The organism is Pseudomonas sp. LBUM1661, from assembly GCF_059695925.1.
Window position 1 is genome coordinate 5,912,731 of sequence record NZ_CP166794.1, and the last position, 21,886, is coordinate 5,934,616.

A 21,886-nucleotide genomic window follows, 5' to 3' on the forward strand; every position below is an offset into this window, starting at 1 on the left:
TTAGCAAACGAATCGCGCACAGGAACAGAGCAATATGTCGCATTTATGAAATTAAATGGTGCACAGGATATAAATCAGCCTGTTTTTTGGCTGGTTTTGCACCTGAATAGGGAGATCGAATCCAAGAAATGCACCAACAGTTACATCGCCATCGCTGGCAGGCCAGCTCCCACAGGGATCGGTGGTGAATCGGGATTCATTGTCTGCGCAAATTTCTGTGGGAGCTGGCCTGCCAGCGATGGCTTCAACTCGGTATCACTGAAAAAACCCGGACAAAAAAAACGGAGCCCGAAGGCTCCGTCTTTATGCAACCCACCCGAAATCAGGCCAGTTTTTTGTGCCGTACCCGGTGCGGCTGGGCAGCCGCTTCGCCAAGGCGCTTGCGGCGATCGGCTTCGTACTCAGTGTAGTTGCCTTCGAAGAACACCGCTTGCGAGTCGTCTTCGTACGCCAGGATGTGCGTCGCGACGCGGTCAAGGAACCACCGATCGTGAGAGATCACAATGGCGGCGCCCGGGAAGTCCAGCAGGGCTTCTTCCAGGGAACGCAGAGTTTCAACGTCGAGGTCGTTGGACGGTTCGTCGAGCAGCAGGACGTTGCCGCCCTCTTTCAAGGTCAGGGCCAGGTGCAAGCGACCGCGCTCACCACCGGACAGGTCCTTGACGAACTTCTGCTGATCGCCGCCCTTGAAGTTGAAGCGACCGACGTAGGTACGCGACGGGATCTCGTAGTTGCCGATACGGATCTGATCGGAACCGTCGGAGATTTGCTGGAACACCGTCTTGCTGCCGTCCAGGTCTTCGCGGCTCTGATCGACGCACGCCAGTTGCACGGTTTCGCCGACTTCAATGCTGCCCGAATCCGGCGTTTCCTTGCCCATCAGCATGCGGAACAGGGTCGACTTACCGGCACCGTTACCGCCGATCACGCCAACGATGGCGCCTTTAGGCATGGAGAACGACAGGTTGTCGATCAACACGCGATCGCCGTAGCCCTTGGAGACGTTCTTGAACTCGATGACCTTGTCGCCCAGGCGCGGACCGGCCGGGATGTAGATCTCGTTGGTTTCGCTGCGCTTCTGGAATTCCTGCGATTGCATTTCTTCGAAGCGTTGCAGACGAGCCTTGGATTTGGACTGGCGGGCCTTGGCGCCTTTGCGCACCCACTCCAGTTCTTCCTTCATGGCTTTTTCGTGGGCCGACTGCTGCTTGGATTCGGCAGCCAGACGATCGGACTTGGCTTCGAGCCAGCCCGAATAGTTGCCCTCGTACGGGATACCGGCGCCGCGGTCGAGTTCCAGAATCCAGCCAGCTACGTTGTCCAGGAAGTAACGGTCGTGCGTGATCGCAACCACGGTACCCGGGAAATCGTGCAGGAAGTGCTCCAGCCAGGCGACGGAATCGGCGTCCAAGTGGTTGGTCGGTTCGTCGAGCAGCAGCATGTCGGGGGCGGACAGCAGCAGGCGGCACAGGGCCACACGACGCTTCTCGCCACCGGACAGGAATTCGATCTTGGCATCCCACGCCGGCAGACGCAGCGCATCGGCGGCGACTTCCAGTTGGCGATCCAGGTTGTGACCGTCGCTGGCTTGCAGGATGGCTTCGAGCTTGGCCTGTTCTGCCGCCAGTTTGTCGAAGTCGGCATCCTCATCGGCGTAAGCCGCGTAGACCTCGTCCAGGCGAGCCTGGGCGTTCTTGATCACGCTGACCGCTTCTTCGACCACTTCGCGCACGGTCTTGGTCGGATCGAGGATCGGTTCCTGCGGCAGGTAGCCGATGTTCAGGTCCGGCATCGGACGGGCTTCGCCGTCGAACTCAGTGTCGACGCCTGCCATGATTTTCAGCAGCGTGGACTTACCCGAACCGTTGAGGCCGAGTACGCCGATCTTGGCGCCGGGGAAGAACGACAGCGAAATGTTTTTCAGGATTTCCCGCTTCGGCGGAACAACTTTGCCCAGCCGATGCATGGTGAAGACGTATTGAGCCATGGAGAACCTTGGGTCAGTGACAGATGAATGGTTGGAGCGCGGGCGATGCCCGGCCAGGCCGTGCGCGTCGACGATTGAAGGGTATCAATGCTGCGCGCTGAAAAAACCTGATTCTAGGAGCTGGAACGCTCCCGCGTAACCGGCAAAGCTACCTGAATGACAGAAGGCCGTCCAGCCGAGCGGGGCTGGCACTTCGCCACAACTCAAGGCATGCTAGCCGCCCTTCGGGCGTCCGGCTTATAGTGCACGTCGCGCCAGTCCAGCCAATCCGCAGGATTACAGTTTGTCTAATGTCACTCCGCCCCTGACCACCCGTGCACCGACTGTTGCGGTCGGCTCCCCCCTGCGCGGTACGTTGAAGGGCGCGCTGGCGACACTCGTGTTGATGCTGCTCGCGCTGTTGTTCTGGCAGCTGCTGGACCAGCTTCGCGAAACCCAGAAAAACCAGCGTCAATACACCATCGACTACACCGCAGATCTCGCCTCGCAAGTCAGCCTGAACATGGCGCTGAACGCGCAGATCGCCCTTAACCTGCTGCCGATCGTCGAGCAACCGCAAAGCGCCGACGAACAGCAGGCCCTGCTGCGCAAACTGCAGCAATCCTTGCCGCAAGTGCGCAGCCTCGCGTTGCTCAGTCCCTCCGGAAGAATTATCAGCGACAGCGCCGACGACAGCGATGATGCCGACTACCTGAGCGAGCTGGTGCGACGCAGCCGTGCCCAGGCGCACTATTTCAGTAACGCCGACGACGGTTCCGTGGTGCATCTGCTGCTGCATCAAGCCAGTGGCAGCACCCGCGGCTATTGGGCCCTGCGCCTGACGCCGAGTTTTTTCTCGACCTTGTCCAAACAAAACGACGCCACCATTCGCCCATTATGGCTGGTGGAAAACCGCGTCAATCACCAGATCATCAGTCGCGATGAAGCGCTGCCTTCAGTCAATCCGGGCATGTTGACCCCCGAAGACCGGGCCAACAGCGTGCTCACCGTCCCCCTGAGCAGCAGCGACTGGCAACTGCGCGGGTTGTTCGACCGCCATCGAGTGCTGGAACAGCTGCTGCCGGCGTTCATCGGCAAATGCCTGCTGGGCCTGGCCCTTTCCCTGTTGCCGTTCATCGCCCTGTTGAGCATGCGCCGCCGTCAACGCCAGTTGCACGAAGGCCGTCGACGCTACCAGGATATTTTCGAAGGCACCGGTGTTGCCCTGTGTGTACTCGATGTATCCGGCCTCAAAAGCGCCTTCGACAAGGCACAGGTGCACAGCAACGAACACTTGCACGCCTGGCTGGAAGCCCCGGACCAGCGTCAGGCCTTGCTACAGGAACTGCGGATCACCGAGGTCAACCAGGTTGCCCTGCAGCTGCTCAACGTCAATTCCTGCAAACAGGCCTGGAATCTACTGATCGACGGCGGCCCGCTGAGCGGCCCTGCCATCGGCAATCAAATGCTTGAAGCGGTGCTCAATCATCAGAAGCAGCTTGAACTGGAAATAAAACTCCAGGACGCCAACGGCCGCGACCAGCACCTGTGGCTGGTGTTGCGCCTGCCGGAACACCAGGACGACTATAAAGCGGTGATCCTGAGCATCACCGACATCACCAGCCGCAAGCTCATTGAACTGTCGCTGCTGGAGCGTGAAGGATTCTGGTCTGACGTCGTGCGCACGGTGCCGGATCATCTGTACGTGCAGGACGTGATCAGCCAGCGAATGATCTTCAGCAACCACCACCTGGGGCAGACACTCGGCTACAACCGCACCGAGTTGCACCAGATGGGCGAGTACTTCTGGGAAATCCTCCTGCACCCTGAAGATGCCGACTTCTACCATCGCTCACGCCAGATCCAGCGGCACGCCGGTTACCGGCAATTGCTGCAATGCCAGCTGCGCTTCCGTCACCGGGACGGCAAATGGCGGCGTTTCGAGATTCGCGAACAAGCCCTGGCGCGGGACAAGAACGATCAGGTCACGCGGATCATCGGCGTGGCCAAGGACATCACCGAGCAGATCGAAGCCAGTGAATCCTTGCGCGACAGCGAGCAGCGTTACCGGATGCTCGCCGAAAGCATCAGCGACGTGATTTTCTCCACCGACAGCAAGATGGCGCTCAACTACGTCAGCCCGTCGGTGCAAGCCGTGCTGGGTTACGACGTCGACTGGATTTTCCAGAACGGCTGGCAATCGACCATCGCCAACCCGCAACAACTGAGCGGTATTTACCAGCTGATGGACCGGGTCGGCAAAGCGCTGGATAAACCCGAGCAACTGGCGCTGCTGCGCAGTCAGGTGCAGACCCAACTGTTCTTGTTCGACTGCCTGCGGGCTGACGGGCGCAAGATTCCGATCGAACTGCGGCTGGTGCTGGTGTGGGACGAACACGGTGCATTCGAAGGCGTACTGGGCGTCGGTCGCGACATCAGCCAGCAACGCCGGGCCGAGAAAGACCTGCGCATGGCGGCGACGGTGTTTGAACACTCGACCTCGGCGATCCTGATCACCGACCCGGCCGGCTACATCGTCCAGGCCAACGAAGCGTTCAGTCGTGTCAGCGGTTATGCGGTGGAGCAAGTGCTCGACCAGTTGCCAAACATGCTCACTGTCGACGACCAGCAGGAAGCTCATCTGCGTTATGTGCTCAAGCAATTGCATCAGCACAGCACCTGGGAAGGCGAAGTCTGGCTCAAGCGCCGCAACGGCGAGCATTACCCGGCCTGGGTCGGAATCACGGCGGTGCTGGACGACGAAGGCGATCTGGCGAGCTATGTGTGTTTCTTCAGCGACATCAGCGAGCGCAAGGCCAGTGAACAGCGGATTCACCGCCTTGCCTACTACGACGCGCTAACTCACCTGCCGAACCGCACGCTGTTCCAGGATCGTCTGCACACGGCACTGCAATCGGCCGACCGACAGAAGTCCTGGGTGGTGCTGATGTTCCTCGACCTCGACCGTTTCAAGCCGATCAACGACTCCCTGGGCCACGCCGCCGGCGATCGCATGCTCAAGGAAATGGCCACGCGGCTGCTCGGTTGTGTCGACGATGACGACACCGTGGCGCGCATGGGCGGCGATGAATTCACCTTGTTGCTGCAACCGCGAATCAATCGTGAAGTTGCCTTGAACCGGGCGATTCATGTGGCGGAACAGATTCTCGCCAGCCTGGTGAAACCGTTCGTCCTCGAAGGCCGCGAGTTCTTCGTCACGGCCAGTATCGGCATCGCCCTGAGCCCGCAGGACGGCAACGAACTCAGCCAGTTGATGAAGAACGCCGACACCGCGATGTACCACGCCAAGGAGCGCGGCAAGAACAACTTCCAGTTCTATCAGGCGGACATGAACGCCAGCGCCCTGGAACGTCTGGAACTGGAAAGTGATTTGCGTCACGCCCTGGAGCAAAACGAATTTGTGCTGTACTACCAGCCGCAGTTCAGCGGTGATGGCAAACGCTTGACCGGCGCCGAAGCCTTGCTGCGCTGGCGTCATCCGCGACGCGGTCTGGTACCGCCGGGCGATTTCATTCCGGTGCTCGAAGAGCTCGGCCTGGTGGTGGATGTCGGCGACTGGGTGATCAGCGAGGCCTGTCGTCAGCTCAAGACCTGGCATCAGGCCAAGGTGCGGGTGCCGAAAGTCTCGGTGAACATTTCCGCCCGGCAGTTCTCCGATGGCCAGCTTGGCACGCGGATCGCCACCATTCTCAAGGAAACCGGCCTGCCCCCGGCGTGCCTGGAGCTGGAGCTGACCGAAAGTATCCTGATGCGCGAAGTCAGCGAAGCGATGCAGATTCTCGCCGGCCTGAAAAACCTCGGCCTGAGTATTGCGGTCGACGACTTCGGCACCGGTTACTCGTCGTTGAACTACCTCAAGCAATTCCCGATCGATGTGCTGAAAATCGACCGTACCTTTGTCGACGGCCTGCCGTCGGGTGAACAGGATGCGCAGATTGCCCGGGCGATCATCGCCATGGCCCACAGCCTCAACCTGGCGGTGATCGCCGAGGGTGTGGAAACCCATGAGCAACTCGACTTCCTGCGTGAGCATGGTTGCGATGAGGTTCAGGGGTATCTGTTCGGGCGGCCGATGCCGGCGAGCCGGTTTGAAGCGCAATTCAGCAATGATGCGTTGTTCATGTTCGACTGAGATTTTGCAGGGAGGCCATCGCCAGCAGGCTGGCTCCCACAGGTTTTTTGGGTGTACACAAGATTTTTGGCCACTGAAGATCGACTGTGGGAGCCAGCCTGCTGGCGATATGGGCCGGCACGATCACCACCGATCCCCGCATGAACGCCACTTGTCTGCGACATGATGTCCTTTCATATGCCATCTAAAACCCATTGGGTTAGAATGCCCCCCTTTTCTGCCCCGATCCTTGAGGACCGCCATGTTCAGCCGTGATTTGACTATTGCCAAGTACGACGCCGACCTTTTTGCCGCCATGGAGCAAGAAGCTCAGCGCCAGGAAGAACACATCGAGCTGATCGCTTCGGAAAACTACACCAGCCCCGCGGTGATGGAAGCTCAAGGCTCGGTACTGACCAACAAGTACGCCGAAGGCTATCCGGGCAAGCGCTACTACGGTGGTTGCGAGTTCGTCGACGTGGTCGAGCAACTGGCCATCGACCGTGCAAAAGAACTGTTCGGCGCTGATTACGCCAACGTTCAACCGCACGCCGGTTCGCAAGCCAACAGCGCCGTTTACCTGGCCTTGCTGCAAGCAGGCGACACCATTCTGGGCATGAGCCTGGCCCACGGTGGTCACCTGACCCACGGTGCCAGCGTTTCGTCCTCCGGCAAGCTGTACAACGCCGTTCAGTACGGCATCGACGCCAACGGCCTGATCGACTACGACGAAGTCGAGCGCCTGGCGGTCGAGCACAAGCCGAAAATGATCGTGGCCGGTTTCTCTGCCTACTCGCAGATTCTGGACTTCCCGCGTTTCCGTGACATCGCTGACAAGGTTGGCGCCTACCTGTTCGTCGACATGGCCCACGTGGCCGGTCTGGTCGCCGCGGGCGTCTACCCGAACCCGGTGCCTTTCGCTGACGTCGTGACCACCACCACGCACAAGACCCTGCGCGGTCCACGTGGCGGCCTGATCCTGGCTCGCGCCAACGCCGACATCGAGAAGAAGCTGAACTCCGCGGTATTCCCGGGTGCCCAGGGCGGCCCGCTGGAGCACGTGATCGCTGCCAAGGCGATCTGCTTCAAGGAAGCACTGCAGCCTGAGTTCAAGGCTTACCAGCAACAAGTGGTGAAAAACGCCAAGGCCATGGCCGGCGTGTTCATCGAGCGCGGTTTCGACGTGGTTTCCGGCGGTACTGAAAACCACCTGTTCCTGCTGTCGCTGATCAAGCAGGAAATCTCCGGTAAAGACGCTGACGCCGCTCTGGGCAAGGCGTTCATTACCGTCAACAAGAACTCCGTGCCAAACGATCCACGCTCCCCGTTCGTCACCTCCGGCCTGCGCTTTGGCACTCCGGCTGTGACCACTCGTGGCTTCAAGGAAGCAGAGTGCAAGGAACTGGCCGGCTGGATCTGCGACATCCTGGCTGACCTGAACAACGAAGCGGTGATCGACGCCGTTCGTGAGAAGGTCAAGGCTATCTGCAAGAAGCTGCCGGTGTACGGCGCTTAATAAGCCCCGTTTAACCGTAGTACTAAAACCGGCCAGAGATGGCCGGTTTTTTTTCGCCTGATCATTACGACTTCAACCAATTTTCTAAAAATCCAGCTCGCTAAATCAGCCTTACTCCTGATCAATACCTACCCTTTAATATCAGCCATTAAACTTTAGCAACATACGCAACACCACAACCAACGAAAATCCGCATAGTCTGAAACCTGGAACTCAACTTACTTTAAATCACAGGTTTCACAATGAACGACGATATCGATAAATCTTTTAGCGCCACACTTACAATGTTTGACCATAAACTCAATTTTCTTGAACTACTCCATGAAAAACCAGCACTGGCCACTGTCAGGTTGTTCAGCGGAGGGTTCTACACCGGCCCACCAAAAGAACATGATCACTCAAGCCTGCTTGGCCTGCGCCGTAACGAGCAAGCAGGCGTAGTACAATCATTGAAATTGCACTTTCGACACACGGCCAGCGGGTACATACTTTCAATAAAAAACAAGGGCGAGTATTACAACAAACTTGTCAGCGAAAGTTGGCTCGAAGTTTTGGGGGCGGTAGATTCAGATGAAGAAAACCCGACGGCTTTCACACTGATCGATCACAACAACAAACCCGTCACACTGGATAATCTGGCCACTCATTCACCCATCTCGCTAAGAACCGAAGATAAAAAATATCTGGGCGGCCTGAAAATAAACGGCTCACCCTATGTTTATCTTGCTCGCACCACCGAGCGTTCAAAAATAATTTTTATCTTGAGTATTCTGGAACGAAAAGTGCCTTCTACGGCGTCCTGAAATGCGCTTTATCCTCACCCGTATCAATCAGCACAAGACCTCTGATGCCTACCGAGGCCTGGCGTTTGCGACTTGAGGTAAACGCCTGACACTGGCTGCCATTGATGGCGGTTTTCAGCTTGGATATAGCGCATTATAAAAATGTTCGTAACAACAGCCACTTTATATCCACGCCTCATTACCGACTACAACTTATCATTTTGCAACACACCAAAAATATACCATTAAAAACCTTATGCTAGCCTCACCTAACTTACTTAAAAACAACGAATAGCCGACCACTCTACAACAAGTGACATACGCTATTCATCTATCAAGGAAGAGATACCATCATGCAAAACATGAATACAAGCCAATCGTTCACCGCCCAACTCTTTGTCGATAACAAGCCAGTAGCGCTAGCCGGCAAGGTTATTCAACAGTTGCTGAAAGCTCCTGATATCACAGAGGAACTCAGGGCCATTCTGGAAAAGAAGCTTGAACTTTCCGGAAACATTTTGCTGAGTTATGGAGAGGATGTAACCCCTGAAACGCTCCTCTTCGCTTATCACGATGATGTCTACACCATCAAGATTGCAGACAGTAATGGACAGTTTACCAATACGATTAGCATGGAAGGCGAGCTTCGCAACTTATCGGTCTTCGAAGGTGATGACCCAACTTATTTTCGCATCATCAATCGATTGGGCGAAAGTTCGAAACTGGATGATTTTCCGGAAGAGTTCAATAAAATACGCCTGCACACCGGCCCACAACAACGAGAGGTTCATACCTATGCTGGACCACCTTATTTCCCGGTACTTACCGATTATCCTAATCGCGGCGGACGACTTGTATTCTTCGAACTTAAAATCATCACGCGCAATGTCTCTATGTAAAGCTATTCAATAGCAACACACCTGTAGCCGCAGGTTTCGCCAGCGGCTACAGGTCGCCTCATCGCCCCCGCAAAAAAATTCAACCGAGAAAAGGCTCAAGGTCGGGGCCTTTCGCTCAACTGGTAAGACCGGTCATGCCAATCGTGCATTTTTCGCTTGCGACGCTCCCAAAACAGCGCCTAGACTGCGCCTGCACTGGACATACCGGTAAGACCACAATAATTAAGTCCTGAATCTGATGCGTTCAAGCGCACGGCAGCCAGGACACCGACCAGGATTCCTCCCATGCTCAGATGGTGCTCGCGTTCAATCTTCCTCCAAGTGGTTCTCGGACTGGTGCTCGGCATCGTCTGCGGGCTGACCCTTCCCGAATACTCCGCCCAACTCAAACCCCTCGGCGACGGTTTCATCAAGCTGATCAAGATGCTCATCGGCTTGATCGTGTTTTGCGTAGTGGTCAGCGGCATCAGCGGTGCCGGCGACCTGAAGAAGGTCGGACGCATCGGCTTGAAATCGGTGATCTACTTCGAAGTGCTGACCACCATCGCGCTGGTGATCGGCCTGGTGTTCGCGTTCAGCACCGGCATCGGTAGCGGCGCAAACATTCACCTGGACCAGCTTTCCGCCGCCGACATAGGCGACATCGCCCAGCGCGGTCAGCACATGCACACCACCACGCAGTTCCTGATGGACCTGATCCCGACCTCGGTCATCGGTGCCTTTGCCGATAACAACATCCTGCAAGTCCTGCTGTTTTCGGTGCTGTTCGGCAGCGCGCTGAATCTGGTGGGCGAAGCGGCATCGGGCATTTCACGGCTGATCAATGAGCTGAGCCACGTGATCTTCCGCATCATGGGCATGATCGTGCGCCTGGCGCCGATCGGCGTGTTCGGCGCGATTGCGTTCACCACCAGCAAATATGGCCTGGACTCGTTGCAGCACTTGGGCAGCCTGGTCGGCCTGTTTTACCTGACTTGCGTTGCGTTCGTTTCGTTGATTCTCGGCCTGGTGATGCGCCTGTCCGGCCTGCGGATGTGGCCGTTGCTCAAGTACCTGCGCGAAGAACTGCTGATCGTCATGGGCACCGCTTCTTCCGACGCCGTGCTGCCACAAATCATGCGCAAGCTTGAGCATCTGGGCATCGGCAGTTCGACGGTCGGCTTGGTCATTCCCACCGGCTACTCGTTCAATCTGGACGGTTTCTCGATCTACCTGACCCTCGCCATCGTGTTCATCGCCAACGCCACCGGCACGCCGCTGGCTATGACCGATTTGCTGACGATTCTGCTGGTGTCGTTGATCACCTCTAAAGGGGCCCACGGCATTCCCGGTTCGGCGCTGGTGATTCTCGCGGCGACCCTGACCGCGATCCCGGCGATTCCAGTGGTAGGTTTGGTGTTGGTGCTGGCGGTGGACTGGTTCATGGGCATTGGCCGGGCGCTGACCAACCTGATCGGCAACTGCGTCGCCACCGTGGCCATCGCTCGCTGGGAAAAGGACATCGATATTCAACGGGCAAACAAAGTGCTTTCCGGCCAAGTGGGTTATACCTTCCAGCCGAGAAAACCTGTCACCCCGGCCCATCAGCAGGAATTCTGAATAACCGCCGTGCCTGCCCATGGGCAGGCACGGTCATCAATCGTTATGGATGCTCATGGAGCGAACAGTGATCACCTCGTCGACCGTTGTGAATTCAGTAGTAGAAAAGCTTCGGGCCGCGCTGGCCCGTGGTCAGTGGCGCTCCGGCGAAATGTTGCCGGGGCAGCGTGAGCTGGCCGAACAACTGGGCATCAGCCGACCGAGCCTGCGAGAAGCGGTGATCGTGCTGGAAACACTCGGGCTGGTGCGCTCCATGCCGGGCAAAGGCGTGGTGGTGCTGGAGGCCCATCTCAGCGACAGCCAACACCACGACAGCGCGGTGGCCGGCGCGAGCCTGGAGGATGTGCTGCAACTGCGCTACACCCTCGAACCGTTCATTGTCGGCCTGGTGGCGCAGTCGATCAGCAGCAAGGAAGTCGGACAGTTGCGCCTGACCCTGATGGACATGCGCGAAGCCCTGGAAGCCAACGACAGCGAAGCCGGCGTCAACGCTTACATCGCGTTCCACGAAGAACTGTTCACGCTGACCTCGAACCCGATCTTCCAGAGTGTGGTGCAGCAGACCAGCAACGCCCTCAAGCAAAGCGCCGAGGTGTTGCGCAATTCCCCGGAGCATCTGGCGGAACGTCTCGAGGAAAACGAAGCCGTGGTGCGGGCGATCCGCAGCAAGAACAGCGCCCAGGCCAGTGCCGAAATGCGTCGACACATCCTCCGGGAAGGCCAGCGAATGGGCATCGAATTGAACATCCCGGACGACAACCTCGGCAGTTGAATCCTCTTGAAACTGGAGACAGGCCATGAACAGCTTCGCCTCACCGCACTACAATCGCGAGACACCTACGGCTCTGCCCTTCTCCCGCGTTCACTGCGATAAGCCATTGGAGGATGACCTCTACCTGCGGGTATTCGATGCGATTCTCGATCAGCGCATCGCCGGCGGTAGTCGCTTTACCGAAGAAAGCCTGGGGCAGTTGTTCAATGCGAGTCGCAGCCACATACGCCGGGTGTTGACGCGCCTGTCCAACGAACAGGTCGTCATCTTGCGTCCCCATCATCGCCCGCAAATTGCGATAGTTGCCTGCGAACAGACCCGGCAGATACTCCACGCGCGTCGATTGACTGAAATCACACTTATCCAGCTCGCCTGCCAGCAGCCTCACCCCGGCGCACTAAAAGCGTTGCGCGAACTGATCGAAAAGCAGCGCCAACACCGGGCCCGAGGCCAGCACGGAGCGGCTATTCGCCTGTCCGGCGAATTTCACCTGCAACTGGCCAACATGGCGGGCAACGCTCCACTGGCTCACTTCCTCGGGAGCCTGGTGCCTATGACTTCGCTGGCGATTGCCCAATGCGAACAGACTGCCGGGGATCACACCGGGCATACACAAGCCGCGATCGTGCAAGCCATGGAGCGGATCGACGTCAATGCAGCGGTGCAACTGCTGACTCAACACCTGGCGGATCTTGAACAACGGCTGCTGAATTAGCCCCCATGAACGTCAATGCCAAAACATCGGGTAGCGCTGGATCAATCGCCGTCAACAATGCCTGACCGACACCTGCCACGCCCAGCATCATCCCAAGAACAGGCATGCGGTCTTGCGTCATGAAGTCTTCATGGAAGAAGTTGTGAGCAGCCTCGGACAACGCCTGCATACTTCGCGCAATGCCTTCGGGGTTTTCTGCGCGGCGATACAACGCCAGCAAACAAAGCAGGTTGCCGAAATCACCATGGCACAGGCTGTAGCCCGAGCCGAGACCGTGACGCCAGAGATTGCTTTCACAGGTATTGATATCGCCCTCAACCATCGCCAACTGCTCAGCACTCAGTACGTCTTTCAGCGTGTGTTTGAGTTGAAGCCTGGAGATCAGGATTCCGGCGTCGCCGTGACACCACTTGGTCATGTGTGTGGGCTTCGATGGCTCACGCAGGTCCAGCCAAAAGCCTTGGGCACTCTGGCGGTTTTCGTCCTCCAGCAAATCCGTTATCAGCGCGATCAGCGTCGCGTCTTTGGTCACCTCATACACCTTGGCGAGTGCGTGAAGAATGCCGGAAATCCCATGAGAGAATCCGGTCAAGAGAGGTGTTGCGCCGGTCTGTCGAGCAAATCGCCCTCCTTCATTGACCAGTTCGGCCCGAATGGCTGCCGAGAACTTTTCGATCAGAGGGATCAAGCTGTTTATCGCCACCAGCTGATAGAGGTTCACCAGCAATGTGACCGTCCCGCACCAGCCGTTGAGGAAGTCGAGCTCGTCTCCCTGCTGTGGAAAGTCGCCGAGCTTGAGCAGTAATTCGTCGATCGTCGCGCTGTGAATTTCCCCGCCGTGTACCTGTTGGTGATTGACCAGCACATAGAGATACGACGCCAAACCAAAATAGGCACTGACCGCCATGTCACTGTCAAAATGCTCGCGTGATCTCGCCATCGAATCGACAATTTGATCAGCTCGCGCCAAGTGTTCGGCCCGGCCACTGACCCTGTGCAAACTCATATAGAAAACGGCCAACCCGCCCATTCCGCTGTACAGGCTATTGGTCATCGGCGAGAGGTAATGGCGCCGGGTTGTCGGGTGAGCATTCAAGAAGCTCCACGCCACATCCCCTTCTTCGCCATTGATAGCCCCCGCTTCGATGGCCGCCGCGATTTGCAACGCGCCTGTCAGATACTGCGACTGCGGCAGGCTCGACACACCGCTGGCAACGTGCCGTCGATTCATGGGCATGGCTTCATTGCCGGAAGGAAACAGACATTCCTTCAGTATGTAGGTCTGAAACGTTTTGTCCCTCGCACAGAACTCACTCAGCTTCCGTCGGCAACTCTCCATTGGACTATCGATTTCGAGTACCGCTACGAAAGTGCCCTGGGAGTTGTAAATCCGATTCGACGCGATGGGCAGGGTAAAACAAGGGATATTGGCGCTCTCCAGATCTGCCAGTTCGTGACCGGCGATATTTTTATCGATGAGCGATTCGCTCGACTCGGACCACAGGGTGGCCAGCAACAGTTGGTGCTGGAGCCGGCATTGGGTGAAGCGCGGGTGTAGCGTCATCTCGATGAAATCGATATAGCGCTGGGTATTTTTGATCAGTACACGTGTTTTCAACCGGGCAGAATGCCGTGCGATCAGCTCAAGCATTGCAGCCTGATGCTTCATCACCGCATCGTAGGCAACTCCGAAACCTTCAAGAATAGCGTCCTGATAAGACACCGACGAATACTGAACACCGTCAAAAACCGGCAGGTGCTTGATGACCGGGTGTCTTTCGATCTTGACCCGCTTCAAATGATAAAAGCCTTGCTCGCGGATCAGTTGCTTGGCCGTGGTGGTGAACTGCTTCTGGGCCGTCAGGCCGCTGAAGTCGTTTTCCGAGTCAGGCGAATAAGGAACAAAACCACTGGAGAAGACGGACTGACTGTTGAGTTTCAGGGTTTTGAACAATGCGCCAGTGGGGGGCAAATCACGTTGCAGATCAATCATCGACGCCGTGAACAGGCATTCGAGATCGATCATGACCGGACTGCTCCCGCACGCAATGATGTTTTCGTAGTGAAAGTCGATGCCATTCAATGCGTGAACAAGCGCAATTTGCGCCCCAACACGTCGATAGTACAAAACGAGATCTGCCGCAGTATCGCAGGCCCGATTGTCGATTTTTTCGATCCAGCAATGATCGTCCCTGCACACCAGCGACGGCGTACGAGCGGAGAAACAGTCATCGCCGGTTTCCTCGCGCAACAACATCAGCAGCGAGCTATAAAGCCTCGCTTCCCGGTTGCTTCGGGGTTTGTAGACCAACGAGGTGCCTGCGATCTGCACCACGCAAACCGTTTCGCCATTGGCGTGAGGATCTCCCAAACCCAGTTCGATCGAGTCTATTTTTCGGCCTGTTAACCCGAATACCTGCGAGAGCTCATCGATATCGTCGGCGAAATGCAAAATGATCTTGTACAGATAAGCAGCGGTGCCTTCCATTTGCCGGATCAGCAAGTCGGCCAGCACTGGGTAAGACTCCAATACCGACCCGACAGCGTCAGTGCTCAAGAATCGGTTGAAGGTTTCAAGGTCCGACTCCAGCCCATTGGAAATTCGCGTATTAAGACAATGGACCAGGGACTTTTCAGATAGACGCTTGATGCTGCTTACGACATAAGGCTTCGCACTGAATAGGAGTGCATCAATATTAAAGTAATGACTGGCTTCAACAAAACGCTCATCACACTGAAAGACATTTTCAAAGTAAAAATACAAAGCGAGATAGAACCCTTCAAAGGCATCCGCTTCTGTTCCACTGGCGAATGCATGCTTGCTGAAAGATTCAATCGACCGAATCTTTCTTCCAAGCGTTTGTATTGAAAGATGTTCTTTTACAGTATCGGCCAACTTGCTTTGACTCTGAAACCAGCGAGCCAGATCGTTTTTGGTCAATCCGAAATAGTGCTTAACCGCACGATCATCCTTGTGCAACATCTCCAGGGTACTGCACAGTGCTCCTGCATCGACAACACGCGCCACGCCGGGAGTCACACGTTCTTGAAACGTCAGAATATCAGCCAACATGCTTTGCCACCTTGACCCGTGTGGCGGATCAATGACCCGCCACATGCTACAGAAGGCTTAGCAGCCGAACGTGCAACCGAGGCTCTCGCAGGTGATTGCGGTGGTCGACATCACTTCGACTCCGGCCATCTTGTTGACGCCCGCTTTTACGTAAGCTTCGAACTCACTGGCGAAATCACCCGACATTTCCAGAACTTGATCTTTCATATACTTCTCCAGATTTCAATTTGAGAGCGCCTTAGTTGGCACCCAGCAAAATTACATCGAAGAGCCGAACACATCATTCAGAAAAAACAAACTTAATGTAACTGACACTCGGAACCAGGCACGAAAGCAACCACCAATCAAAATCATAATCGCTTGCACTGATTACATTTCGCAACCATCAACTAACACCTTCAATGCAAACACCCAACAACAACTCTTCGCCAGAAAGTTACAAAACCTTTCTGGCGATCACGGGAAACTCCTTCGAGAACATTTTAATGAACATCGACTGAATCAAAATTTAACACTCTCAATCGGCAGCCACCCGCGCAAACCCCTCACGGATTTTCTCTTCCGGCAAATCATCGGCAATAAACACGATCACGCTTTCGCGGACTTCATCGTCGGCCCACTCGGTATCCCAATCGAAACCGTAAAGCTTCAGCACCCCTTGAAACACCATGCGTCGCGGCTCGCCAACGATGCTCAACACGCCTTTGTAGCGCAGCAATTGCTTGCCATGCTCTTCCAGCAGTTCGTTCATGAACTCGCTGAGCTTGTCGATATCCAGCGGCTTATCGGTGCGCAGCACCAGGCTGGAAATGCGGTCGATGGAGGGCGCCTTGCTCACGGGGCGCAGGCTGATGCCGCCACCAAGGTCGGCGTTGAGATTGAAGCCACGCACGTCGAGCAGTTCAGCCAGGTCGATCTTGCCGTGGTCGACCACGCGGATCCGTGCACGCCGGTTGATTCGGGTCAGGCGTTCACTCAGTGCAGTGAAGACAGGCTCGTCCACCAGGTCGCGCTTGCTCACCAGCAAACGGTCGGCGAAACCGATCTGTGCCTGGGCGATGGTCTGGGTCAGGTGAGTGTCAGCGTGAGCGGCATCCACCAGGGTGATGATGCCATCGAGGATGTAGCGCTCGCGCAGTTCTTCGTCGATGAAGAAGGTTTGCGCCACGGGTGCCGGATCGGCCAGACCGGTGCATTCGATCACCAGACGGTCGAAGGCGATTTCGCCGCTGTCCAGGCGTTCGAGCAACAGGTACAAGGCCTTGGTCAGGTCGGTGTGGATGGTGCAGCAGACGCAGCCGTTGGACAACGTCATCACTTGCACCGGCTCGTCGCCCAGCAGTTGGGTGTCGATACCGGCGTCGCTGAATTCGTTTTCGATCACGGCGATCTTCAGGCCGTGCTCGGCTTTGAGCAGGTGGCGCAACAGCGTGGTCTTGCCGGCGCCGAGGAAGCCGCTGAGGATCGTGACGGGGATGGGAGAGGACAACTGGAATCTCCTGTTTCACAAAATTAAAGTATCAACACCAAATAAATGTGGGAGCTAGCCTGCTAGCGATGACGGACTATCAATCAACTGTGATGTTGAATGTTCAACCGCCATCGCTAGCAGGCTAGCTCCCACAGGGATTGCTGTTAATCCGAAAACCGGATCAACAGCACTTTGGCCCACCCTTGCCACCGTAACGAGCTTCCTGACGTTCCCGGAAGAACATCTCGTAGGTCATCACCGGTTTGTCCGGGTGTTTGGTTTGCATATGCTCGACGTAATTGTCGTAGTCGGGCATGCCGACCATCAGGCGCGCGGCCTGACCGAGGTATTTACCGAGGCGACTCAGGTCATTGAACATGCTGCAATCCTCGATCACGCATCCGGCAGGGCCTGGAATGGCGCTTCTTTATCCGTGCGTTCCTTGGTGCCCCAGGCGGAAATACCGACCTTGAGCGCATAGAACAGGATACTGAAGACCACGAACAGGAACAGCGCCGTCAGCGTTGCGTTGGTGTAGGCGTTGAAGATCACGTGCTGCATTTGAGTGATGTCCTTGGCCGGGGCGAGGATCTGGCCGTTGGCCAGGGCATCGCTGTATTTTTTGGCGAGCGACAGGAAGCCGATCGCCGGGTTGGCGTCGAACAGCTTGATGAAGCCTGCGGTGGTGGTGCAGATCAGCAACCATACCGCTGGCAGCATGGTCACCCAGACGTAGCGTTGGCGTTTCATTTTGATCAGCACCACCGTGCCGAGCATCAGCGCGATACCGGCCAGCATCTGGTTGGAGATACCGAACAGCGGCCACAAGGTGTTGATGCCACCCAGCGGATCGATCACGCCTTGGTACAACAACCAGCCCCACATTGCCACGCAACCGGCGGTCGCGATCAGGTTGGCGGTCCAGGATTCGGTGCGTTTCAGCGCTGGCACGAAGGAACCCAGCAAGTCCTGCAGCATGAAACGGCCGGCACGAGTACCGGCGTCCACAGCCGTCAGGATGAACAGCGCTTCGAACAGGATAGCGAAGTGGTACCAGAACGCCATCGTGTTTTCACCCGGCAGCACACTGTGCAGGATCTGCGCGATACCGACCGCCAGGGTCGGCGCACCGCCAGCACGGGCCAGGATGGTGGTTTCACCGATGTCCTTGGCCACCGCTTGCAGTGCTTCCGGGGTGATTGCAAAGCCCCAGCTGCTGACGGTTTGTGCGACAGCCACTACGTCACCGCCGACGACGGCCGCCGGGCTGTTCATGGCGAAATACACGCCCGGTTCGATCACCGAAGCGGCCACCATCGCCATGATGGCGACGAAGGATTCCATCAGCATGGCGCCGTAACCGATGTAACGGGAGTTGACCTCGTTATCCAGCAGTTTCGGCGTAGTGCCGGACGAGATCAGCGCGTGGAAACCGGAGACCGCGCCACAGGCGATGGTGATGAACAGGAACGGGAACAGACCGCCCTTCCACACCGGACCGGTGCCATCGACAAACTGGGTCAATGCCGGCATTTTCAGCTCGGGCATGGTGACCAGGATGCCTATCGCCAACGCCACGATGGTGCCGATTTTGAGGAAGGTCGACAGGTAGTCACGCGGCGCCAGAATCAGCCAGACCGGTAACGAAGCGGCCACGAAACCGTAACCGACCAGCATCCAGGTAATCTGCACGCCAGTGAAGCTGAACGCCTTGGCCCAGACCGGATCGGCGGCAATCTGCCCGCCCAGCCAGATCGAACCGAGCAGCAACAGCACGCCGACCACGGAGATTTCACCAATGCGCCCCGGGCGGATGTAGCGCATGTAAATGCCCATGAACATCGCGATCGGGATGGTCGCCATCACCGTGAAAATCCCCCACGGGCTTTCGGCCAGGGCCTTGACCACGATCAGCGCCAGCACCGCGAGGATGATGATCATGATCAGGAAACAGCCAAACAGCGCGATGGTCCCGGGGATGCGGCCCATTTCTTCACGGACCATGTCGCCCAATGAGCGGCCATTGCGGCGGGTGGACATGAACAGAACCATGAAGTCCTGAACCGCACCGGCCAGCACCACCCCGGCAATCAGCCAGAGCGTGCCGGGCAGGTAGCCCATCTGCGCGGCCAACACCGGACCGACCAGCGGCCCCGCGCCCGCAATGGCGGCGAAGTGGTGACCGAAAAGGATGTGTTTGTTGGTAGGGACGTAGTCCAGACCGTCATTGTTGAGCACGGCGGGGGTGGCCCGTCGCGGGTCGAGTTGCATCACATGGTTAGCGATGAACAGACTGTAATAGCGGTACGCGACCAGATAAATGGCCACGGCAGCGACCACAATCCACAAGGCGTTGATCGCCTCGCCTCGGCGCAATGCCACTACACCAAGAGCGCACGCTCCTACGATTGCCAGCAGTAGCCAGGGTATGTGGCGTGCCAGGCTATTATTATTTTTCATTTTATGATTCCAGCCAGAGTGGACAAGAAAGACAGCCACCCCGAGTTTAGCGCTACTGGCAGCAAAGGCCATACCCAACATTGTTCTGGAGGATTGTCTTGGCTGGCAGGCTTTGACAATGCGGGTCTATAGTCAGCGAACCTTATCGAGGACTCTGCCATGAGCGACCACCTGGGCGATCGCCGCCGCTTCAAACGAATTGCGTTCGATGCCCGAACCGAGCTGATCCAGGGGGAATTCACCTGGCCAGTGAAGCTGATCGACTTGTCGCTCAAGGGCGTGCTGATCGAAAAGCCCGAGCCTTGGCTGGGTAATCCGGAGTGGCATTTCCTGATCGATGTTCATCTCAACGACGAGGTCAACATCAAGATGGATGTACAGCTGACCCACGATGACCATGGCCAGCTTGGATTTGTCTGCAAACACATCAGCCTGGAGTCCATCGAACGCCTGCGGCGGTTGATCGAGCTCAATCTTGCAGATCCGCAGGAGCTTGAGCGGGAATTGGGTGCCCTGATCGAGGTTTAAAAGTCGAATCACCGACTAATGTGGGAGCGGGCTTGCCCGCGATGACGGTTTCGGCTCCCGCATTAATGCCGACTGTCAGAGCGCAATCGCAGTTCAAGCCCGCTCCCACAGGGCCCTGCTTCGCACAGGACTATTCGAACAGGGCGTCGAGTGCCTGTTCCAGGCGGGTTACCGCAATAATCTGCAACCCTGGCGGTGCCTCTTTCGGTGCATTGCCCTTGGGCACGATGGCGCGCTTGAAGCCGTGTTTGGCGGCTTCTTTCAAACGCTCCTGGCCGCTTGGCACCGGGCGTACTTCGCCGGACAAGCCCACTTCACCGAACACCAGCAAATCATGGGGCAATGGCCGGTTGCGCAGACTGGACATCACCGCCGCCATCAATGCCAGGTCGGAAGCCGTTTCCAAGACCTTCACCCCGCCGACCACATTGAGGAACACGTCCTGGTCGTGGGTCGGAATGCCGCCGTGACGGTGTAGAACCGCCAACAACATCGCCAGTCGGTTCTGATCGAGACCGAGGGTCACCCGGCGCGGATTGGCCAGGTGGCTGTCATCCACCAGCGCCTGGACTTCCACCAGCATCGGTCGTGTGCCTTCCCATGTTGCCATGACCACGCTGCCTGGGACTTCTTCCTGCGCACGCGTCAGAAAAATCGCCGATGGGTTGGAGACTTCTTTCAAGCCTTTGTCAGTCATGCCGAACACGCCCAGTTCGTTGACGGCGCCGAAACGGTTTTTCACCGCTCGCAGCAAACGCAAGCGCCCATCGGACTCGCCTTCGAAATACAGCACGGTGTCGACCATGTGCTCCAGCACGCGCGGACCGGCCAATGCGCCTTCTTTGGTCACGTGGCCGACCAGGAAAATCGCCGTGCCGCTCTGTTTGGCGTAGCGCACCAGTAACGCTGCACTTTCCCGAACCTGAGACACGCCGCCGGGTGCCGATTGCAGTTGCTCTGTGAAGATCGTCTGAATCGAGTCGATCACCATGACCTTGGGCTTTTCCTGCCGGGCCGTCGCGATGATGGTTTCGATGCAGGTTTCGGTCATCACCCGCAGTTGATCCTGCGGCAAGCCGAGACGGCGAGCGCGCATGGCCACTTGTTGCTGGGATTCTTCGCCGGTGACGTACAGCGCTGGCATGACTTTGGCGAGGTTGCACAAGGTTTGAAGCAGAATGGTCGATTTGCCGATGCCCGGGTCACCGCCGATCAACACCACTGAACCGTCCACCAGACCGCCACCCAGCACCCGATCCAGCTCACTGGACGCGGTGGAGAAACGCGGGATTTCTTCGACACTGACTTCGGCCAGGGTCCTGATCTGGGCCTGCTGACCGGTCCACCCGGTGCGGCCGCTCGGGGCTGCTGCCCCGCCACTTTCCACCATGGTTTCAGTCAGGGTGTTCCAGGCCCCGCACTCGCCGCACTGGCCGGCCCACTTGGGGAAGGTTGAGCCACACTCTGTGCAGCCGTACATGCGTTTGGCCTTGGCCATCTGATCTCCCGGCAAAAACCGCGATGATAGCTCAGCTGGAGCGGATCAGCGCGCGCTGTTGCCGGGCGGCGTTGGCAGAATGTTTTTCGGACTTTTTGAAAACACCAACCGTATTACAATTCAGGGAAACTTGTACAACTTTACAGGCTGACACGTAGAGCACACCCCATTAAATAGAAGCAAAATTTGTACAACTCTTAAGCAAGTAAGGCACGGGCGTACAACCCCACTTCAATTAGTGAGTCTTTTTAATAAAAACGCATCCAGCAATCTTCCACTGAGCGCTTGATCTTCGAACATCGACGGCTTTCCTTTGCGTCGAATTTTATGTTCTTCACACTTTCGAATGACAACTTTTTACCCCGGTTTTATCAACTGCCCCACCTTTCCCCTTCGCAAGGACCTTACCCCGCTCTTTCAGAAATGATGGCGTTTTGAAAACTTTTCTCCAACCATCAGGTCGATAGCAGGCAAG

15 protein-coding genes are annotated in these 21,886 nt (G+C 56.9%); 8 read left to right on the plus strand and 7 right to left on the minus strand.

Annotated elements, in window-relative coordinates; translation table 11 throughout:
• Window positions 1-322: 322 nt before the first annotated feature.
• Entirely contained in the window at window positions 323-1,987 is a 1,665-nt protein-coding gene (gene ettA / locus ACA057_RS27155) for an energy-dependent translational throttle protein EttA (RefSeq protein ID WP_201116263.1), read from the minus strand.
• Window positions 1,988-2,270: 283 nt separating this feature from the next.
• Here ettA and ACA057_RS27160 point away from each other — a divergent pair, with 283 nt between their 5' ends.
• The 7 genes from ACA057_RS27160 (at window position 2,271) to ACA057_RS27190 (ending at window position 12,381) form a co-directional block, all read left to right on the plus strand.
• The gene (locus ACA057_RS27160) at window positions 2,271-6,119 is read left to right on the plus strand and encodes a sensor domain-containing protein (protein ID WP_497343789.1); all 3,849 of its coding nucleotides are present in this window, start codon (window positions 2,271-2,273) and stop codon (window positions 6,117-6,119) included.
• A 241-nt stretch (window positions 6,120-6,360) separates the two neighbouring features.
• The gene (gene glyA / locus ACA057_RS27165) at window positions 6,361-7,614 is read left to right on the plus strand and encodes a serine hydroxymethyltransferase (RefSeq protein WP_497343791.1); all 1,254 of its coding nucleotides are present in this window, start codon (window positions 6,361-6,363) and stop codon (window positions 7,612-7,614) included.
• A gap of 242 nt (window positions 7,615-7,856) precedes the next feature.
• The gene (locus tag ACA057_RS27170) at window positions 7,857-8,417 is read left to right on the plus strand and encodes a hypothetical protein (RefSeq protein WP_497343793.1); all 561 of its coding nucleotides are present in this window, start codon (window positions 7,857-7,859) and stop codon (window positions 8,415-8,417) included.
• Window positions 8,418-8,749: 332 nt separating this feature from the next.
• Window positions 8,750-9,295, plus strand: coding sequence for a hypothetical protein (locus ACA057_RS27175; protein ID WP_497343795.1), 546 nt, complete (start codon window positions 8,750-8,752; stop codon window positions 9,293-9,295).
• 285 nt (window positions 9,296-9,580) lie between these two features.
• Window positions 9,581-10,894: a C4-dicarboxylate transporter DctA gene (locus ACA057_RS27180; RefSeq protein WP_401357705.1), complete on the plus strand. Its 1,314-nt coding sequence runs from the start codon at window positions 9,581-9,583 to the stop codon at window positions 10,892-10,894.
• Window positions 10,895-10,961: 67 nt separating this feature from the next.
• A complete protein-coding gene (locus tag ACA057_RS27185; protein ID WP_497343797.1) occupies window positions 10,962-11,666 on the plus strand; it encodes a FadR/GntR family transcriptional regulator in 705 nt (234 codons plus the stop codon).
• 25 nt (window positions 11,667-11,691) lie between these two features.
• Entirely contained in the window at window positions 11,692-12,381 is a 690-nt protein-coding gene (locus ACA057_RS27190; protein ID WP_497343799.1) for a GntR family transcriptional regulator, read from the plus strand.
• Here ACA057_RS27190 and ACA057_RS27195 read toward each other — a convergent pair.
• The 5 genes from ACA057_RS27195 to ACA057_RS27215 form a co-directional block, all read right to left on the minus strand.
• Window positions 12,317-15,454: a type 2 lanthipeptide synthetase LanM family protein gene (locus ACA057_RS27195; RefSeq protein WP_497343801.1), complete on the minus strand. Its 3,138-nt coding sequence runs from the start codon at window positions 15,452-15,454 to the stop codon at window positions 12,317-12,319. The two genes, ACA057_RS27190 and ACA057_RS27195, sit on opposite strands and share 65 nt — an antisense overlap.
• Window positions 15,455-15,511: 57 nt before the next feature.
• Complete coding sequence (locus ACA057_RS27200) at window positions 15,512-15,661, minus strand: hypothetical protein (RefSeq protein ID WP_497343803.1); 150 nt, start codon at window positions 15,659-15,661, stop codon at window positions 15,512-15,514.
• Between the two features lie 310 nt (window positions 15,662-15,971).
• Complete coding sequence (gene yjiA, locus ACA057_RS27205; protein ID WP_497343805.1) at window positions 15,972-16,943, minus strand: GTPase; 972 nt, start codon at window positions 16,941-16,943, stop codon at window positions 15,972-15,974.
• A 163-nt stretch (window positions 16,944-17,106) separates the two neighbouring features.
• On the minus strand, window positions 17,107-17,304 hold the full coding sequence (locus tag ACA057_RS27210; RefSeq protein WP_008154232.1) for a YbdD/YjiX family protein: 198 nt from the start codon (window positions 17,302-17,304) through the stop codon (window positions 17,107-17,109).
• A 14-nt stretch (window positions 17,305-17,318) separates the two neighbouring features.
• A complete protein-coding gene (locus ACA057_RS27215) occupies window positions 17,319-19,385 on the minus strand; it encodes a carbon starvation CstA family protein (RefSeq protein ID WP_497343807.1) in 2,067 nt (688 codons plus the stop codon).
• Window positions 19,386-19,544: 159 nt separating this feature from the next.
• On the opposite strand from ACA057_RS27215, the gene ACA057_RS27220 reads away from it, so the two are divergent.
• Window positions 19,545-19,913, plus strand: coding sequence for a PilZ domain-containing protein (locus tag ACA057_RS27220; protein WP_497343809.1), 369 nt, complete (start codon window positions 19,545-19,547; stop codon window positions 19,911-19,913).
• Window positions 19,914-20,043: 130 nt separating this feature from the next.
• Here ACA057_RS27220 and radA read toward each other — a convergent pair whose 3' ends face one another.
• Window positions 20,044-21,411 carry a DNA repair protein RadA gene (gene radA, locus ACA057_RS27225; RefSeq protein ID WP_033054257.1) on the minus strand — a complete coding sequence of 456 codons (1,368 nt, stop codon included), beginning with the start codon at window positions 21,409-21,411 and terminating at the stop codon, window positions 20,044-20,046.
• Between the last annotated feature and the right edge of the window lie 475 nt (window positions 21,412-21,886).